Origin of the sequence: Methylomonas koyamae, assembly GCF_001644025.1 — a bacterium.
Taxonomy (GTDB): domain Bacteria; phylum Pseudomonadota; class Gammaproteobacteria; order Methylococcales; family Methylomonadaceae; genus Methylomonas; species Methylomonas koyamae_A.
Genome location: NZ_LUUK01000077.1, coordinates 1 through 5,611, shown reverse-complemented (window position 1 = coordinate 5,611; position 5,611 = coordinate 1). Strand labels below are relative to the sequence as shown.

At 51.1% G+C, this 5,611-nt stretch carries 2 tRNA genes and 3 rRNA genes; all 5 read right to left on the bottom strand.

The window, feature by feature from the left end:
* Positions 1-50 precede the first annotated feature (50 nt).
* Positions 51-166 (bottom strand): 5S ribosomal RNA (gene rrf / locus A1355_RS06750).
* 212 nt (positions 167-378) lie between these two features.
* Positions 379-3,272, bottom strand: a 23S ribosomal RNA gene (locus A1355_RS06745).
* Positions 3,273-3,564: 292 nt separating this feature from the next.
* A tRNA-Ala gene (locus tag A1355_RS06740) sits at positions 3,565-3,640 on the bottom strand.
* Positions 3,641-3,672: 32 nt separating this feature from the next.
* Positions 3,673-3,749: transfer RNA gene (locus A1355_RS06735), tRNA-Ile, on the bottom strand.
* 60 nt (positions 3,750-3,809) lie between these two features.
* Positions 3,810-5,343, bottom strand: a 16S ribosomal RNA gene (locus A1355_RS06730).
* Together the 16S, 23S and 5S rRNA genes with 2 tRNA genes alongside form the textbook arrangement of a ribosomal RNA operon.
* Between the last annotated feature and the right edge of the window lie 268 nt (positions 5,344-5,611).

Below are 5,611 nucleotides of genomic sequence, written 5' to 3'. Positions count from 1 at the left end.
AAAAAAAGCCCGCCTATTAGATGATTAATAGGCGGGCTTTAGGAATAGGCGCTTGGCGATGACCTACTTTCACATGGCAACCTGCCACACTATCATCGGCGCTAAGCGGTTTCACTTCCGAGTTCGGGATGGGATCGGGTGGTTCACGCTTGCTATGTTCACCAAGCAAACTGGTTAAGTTGGTTGTTGACCAACTGTCATGCAACAGGTCTGTTTAAGCCGTTTGGCTTAGGCTTCAATCTAACCACGGCGTGTGCGGATATTCGCGCTTACGTGGTTTTGCCTTTGACCTGCTTTTGATGGAAATCTGTATTGAGTTCGTTCTCTTGCGTTGTTTTCAGCGATTGTCTTAGACAACCCAAACGCATTGGGTGTTATATGGTCAAGCCTCACGGGCAATTAGTACACGTTAGCTACGCCCATTACTGGACTTCCACACCGTGCCTATCAACGTTGTCGTCTCCAACGGCCCTTCAGGGGACTTAAAGTCCCAGTGAGATCTCATCTTGGGAGGGGCTTCCCGCTTAGATGCTTTCAGCGGTTATCCTGTCCGAACGTGGCTACCCAGCAATGCCCTTGGCAGGACAACTGGAACACCAGAGGTTCGTCCACTTCGGTCCTCTCGTACTAGAAGCAGCTTCCCTCAAATCTCAAACGCCCACGGCAGATAGGGACCGAACTGTCTCACGACGTTCTGAACCCAGCTCGCGTACCACTTTAAATGGCGAACAGCCATACCCTTGGGACCTGCTTCAGCCCCAGGATGTGATGAGCCGACATCGAGGTGCCAAACACCGCCGTCGATATGAACTCTTGGGCGGTATCAGCCTGTTATCCCCGGCGTACCTTTTATCCGTTGAGCGATGGCCCTTCCATACAGAACCACCGGATCACTAAGACCTACTTTCGTACCTGCTCGACTTGTCCGTCTCGCAGTCAAGCACCCTTATGCCTTTGCACTCATTGCCTGATTTCCGACCAGGCTGAGGGTACCTTCGTGCTCCTCCGTTACTCTTTGGGAGGAGACCGCCCCAGTCAAACTACCCACCAGACACTGTCCCTAATCCAGATAATGGATCGAGGTTAGAACTCCAAACATACCAGGGTGGTATTTCAAGGTTGGCTCCACAAGAACTGGCGTTCCTGCTTCAAAGCCTCCCACCTATCCTACACAAGTAGGTTCAAAGTCCAGTGTCAAGCTATAGTAAAGGTGCACGGGGTCTTTCCGTCTAGCCGCGGGTACACTGCATCTTCACAGCGATTTCAATTTCACTGAGTCCCAGGTGGAGACAGTGTGGCCATCGTTACGCCATTCGTGCAGGTCGGAACTTACCCGACAAGGAATTTCGCTACCTTAGGACCGTTATAGTTACGGCCGCCGTTTACTGGGGCTTCGATCAAGAGCTTCGCTTACGCTAACCCCATCAATTAACCTTCCAGCACCGGGCAGGCGTCACACCCTATACGTCCACTTTCGTGTTTGCAGAGTGCTATGTTTTTGCTAAACAGTCGCAGCCACCGATTTTTTGCAACCGCCTTACGCTCCATCCGCGAGGGACTTCACTTATCAACGGCATACCTTCTCCCGAAGTTACGGTATCATTTTGCCTAGTTCCTTCACCTGGGTTCTCTCAAGCGCCTTAGAATTTTCATCCCACCCACCTGTGTCGGTTTAGGGTACGGCCACTTGTAACCTGAAGCTTAGAGGTTTTTCCTGGAAGCAGGGCATCTATCACTTCGCGTTTCTTTCGAGACACTCGTCATCACGCCTCAGCATATAGCATCCCGGATTTGCCTAAGATGCCTGCCTACACGCTTAAACGGCCACTTCCAACCGACCGCTGATATAGCCTTCTCCGTCACCCCATCGCAGTTACAACTGGTACAGGAATATTAACCTGTTTTCCATCGACTACGCCTTTCGGCCTCGCCTTAGGTGCCGACTAACCCTGCGTCGATTAACGTTGCGCAGGAAACCTTGGGTTTACGGCGAGGGGGTTTTTCACCCCCTTTATCGTTACTTATGTCAGCATTCGCACTTCCGATACCTCCAGCCGACTTCTCAATCGACCTTCGCAGGCGTACGGAACGCTCCTCTACCACTCACGCAAAGCGTGAATCCGTAGCTTCGGTACTATGCTTAGCCCCGGTAAATCTTCCGCGCAGACCGACTCGACCAGTGAGCTATTACGCTTTCTTTAAAGGATGGCTGCTTCTAAGCCAACCTCCTGGCTGTCTGTGCCTTTCCACATCGTTTCCCACTGAGCATAGATTTGGGGACCTTAGCTGACGGTCTGGGCTGTTTCCCTTTTCACGACGGACCTTATCACCCGCCGTGTGTCTCCCGTGCTGACACTTGCTGGTATTCGGAGTTTGCATCGGGTTGGTAAGTCGGGATGACCCCCTAGCCGAAACAGTGCTCTACCCCCAGCAGTGATACACGAGGCGCTACCTAAATAGCTTTCGAGGAGAACCAGCTATCTCCGAGCTTGATTAGCCTTTCACTCCGATCCACAACTCATCCCCTACCTTTTCAACGGGAGTGGGTTCGGTCCTCCAGTGTGTGTTACCACACCTTCAACCTGGTCATGGATAGATCGCCCGGTTTCGGGTCTACACCTTGCGACTCAACGCCCTATTAAGACTCGGTTTCCCTACGCCTCCCCTATTCGGTTAAGCTTGCCACAAAATGTAAGTCGCTGACCCATTATACAAAAGGTACGCAGTCACCCCACGAAGGGGCTCCCACTGCTTGTACGCATACGGTTTCAGGTTCTATTTCACTCCGCTCTCCGCGGTTCTTTTCGCCTTTCCCTCACGGTACTGGTTCACTATCGGTCAGTAAGGAGTATTTAGCCTTGGAGGATGGTCCCCCCATATTCAGTCAACGTTTCACGTGCGCCGACCTACTCGATTTCACTAGAAAAAGGTTTTCGTGTACGGGGCTATCACCCTGTATCGCCGGACTTTCCAGACCGTTCCACTAACCTTATCCTAGCTTAAGGGCTAGTCCCCGTTCGCTCGCCACTACTTAGGGAATCTCGGTTGATTTCTTTTCCTCCGGGTACTTAGATGTTTCAGTTCTCCGGGTTCGCTTCAGTGAGCTATGTATTCACTCAAAGATGACGAGGTTATCCTCGCCGGGTTTCCCCATTCAGACATCGCCGGATCACAGGTTGTTTGCCACCTCCCCGACGCTTTTCGCAGGCTACCACGTCTTTCATCGCCTCTTACTGCCTAGGCATCCACCGTATGCGCTTATTCACTTGACCATATAACCCGAATACGTCTGTATTAAGGTTTTTAGTCGCTGACATGTTCGCTGATGTTGCTTGAGAACGTTTTACGGAGGTTTTGGGCCGCTTTCTTTCGAAAGCCGCTGGCTACCGCCCGCAACTCGTTTTTAAGTATTGATCGTTAGCCGATCAAGACTTAGGTTACAGATTTCCATATTGTTAAAGAGCGTATTGATACGAATATCAATGCTATCGAGCCTTGGGTTATTAACCGAAAAGCTGTATAGCGTTGATGTTGATATCTTGGCTTAAGATCGACGTCACGTGATGGTGGAGCCAGGGAGGATCGAACTCCCGACCTCCTGCGTGCAAGGCAGGCGCTCTCCCAGCTGAGCTATGGCCCCGAATAGATTCAGACTTTCGCCTTTTCGTTAGTTGGTGGGTCTGGGAGGATTTGAACCTCCGACCTCACCCTTATCAGGGGTGCGCTCTAACCAACTGAGCTACAGACCCAGGTGCGTCTTTCAATCGAAATAATTTGTTGTGAGTACGTGTGACAGTGTTCTGTCTTTGTAAGGAGGTGATCCAGCCCCAGGTTCCCCTAGGGCTACCTTGTTACGACTTCACCCCAGTCATGAATCACAAAGTGGTAAGCGCCCTCCCGAAGGTTAAACTACCTACTTCTTTTGCAACCCACTCCCATGGTGTGACGGGCGGTGTGTACAAGGCCCGGGAACGTATTCACCGCGGCATTCTGATCCGCGATTACTAGCGATTCCGACTTCATGCAGTCGAGTTGCAGACTGCAATCCGGACTAGGATCGGCTTTTTGGGATTTGCTGGCTCTCGCGAGTTTGCTGCCCTCTGTACCGACCATTGTAGCACGTGTGTAGCCCTACCCATAAGGGCCATGATGACTTGACGTCGTCCCCACCTTCCTCCGGTTTATCACCGGCAGTCTCCCTAGAGTTCCCGACTTGACTCGCTGGCAACTAAGGATAAGGGTTGCGCTCGTTACGGGACTTAACCCAACATTTCACAACACGAGCTGACGACAGCCATGCAGCACCTGTCTCTCGGTTCCCGAAGGCACCAAGTCATCTCTGACAAGTTCCGAGGATGTCAAGGGTAGGTAAGGTTCTTCGCGTTGCATCGAATTAAACCACATGCTCCACCGCTTGTGCGGGCCCCCGTCAATTCATTTGAGTTTTAGCCTTGCGGCCGTACTCCCCAGGCGGTCAACTTAATACGTTAGCTCCACTACTAAGTTCTTTAAGAACCCAACAGTTAGTTGACATCGTTTACGGCGTGGACTACCAGGGTATCTAATCCTGTTTGCTACCCACGCTTTCGTACCTCAGCGTCAGTTTGAGTCCAGAGAGCCGCCTTCGCCACTGGTGTTCCTTCAGATCTCTACGCATTTCACCGCTACACCTGAAATTCCACTCTCCTCTACTCAACTCTAGTCTTCCAGTATCAAATGCAGTTCCCAGGTTAAGCCCAGGGCTTTCACATCTGACTTAAAAAACCGCCTACGCACGCTTTACGCCCAGTAATTCCGATTAACGCTTGCACCCTCCGTATTACCGCGGCTGCTGGCACGGAGTTAGCCGGTGCTTCTTGTATAGGTAATGTCAGTCTATCGGGTATTAACCGATAGGTATTCCTTCCTATTGAAAGTGCTTTACAACCCTCAGGCCTTCTTCACACACGCGGTATTGCTGGATCAGGCTTTCGCCCATTGTCCAATATTCCCCACTGCTGCCTCCCGTAGGAGTCTGGGCCGTGTCTCAGTCCCAGTGTGGCTGATCATCCTCTCAGACCAGCTACGGATCGTCGCCTTGGTAGGCCTTTACCCCACCAACTAGCTAATCCGACATAGGCTCATCTATTAGCGCCAGGCCCGAAGGTCCCCGGCTTTCATCCGTAGATCGTATGCGGTATTAGCGTGAGTTTCCCCACGTTATCCCCCACTAATAGGCAGATTCCTATGCATTACTCACCCGTCCGCCACTCATCCGGGTGCAAGCACCCTTCAGCGTTCGACTTGCATGTGTTAAGCATACCGCCAGCGTTCAATCTGAGCCATGATCAAACTCTTCAGTTTAATAATGCTTGATACTAAATAAGATCAGCATCCAATCTTGGCTCGACTACAGAACGTCGTTTCTTGCGAATTGACGTGGATTCTCTGCGCCGATAATTTCTAACAGAAACGTATCGCCACACATACCCACACAAATTATTTCGATTCATCTTGTTAAAGAGCCAGAGCATCTCGCCCTGTTGAGCCGACATATTCTACAGAACTTTCAGAAAGTGTCAACACTTTATTTTCGAAGCCAGAAACAAACAACTTCCGAAAAACCAGCCAC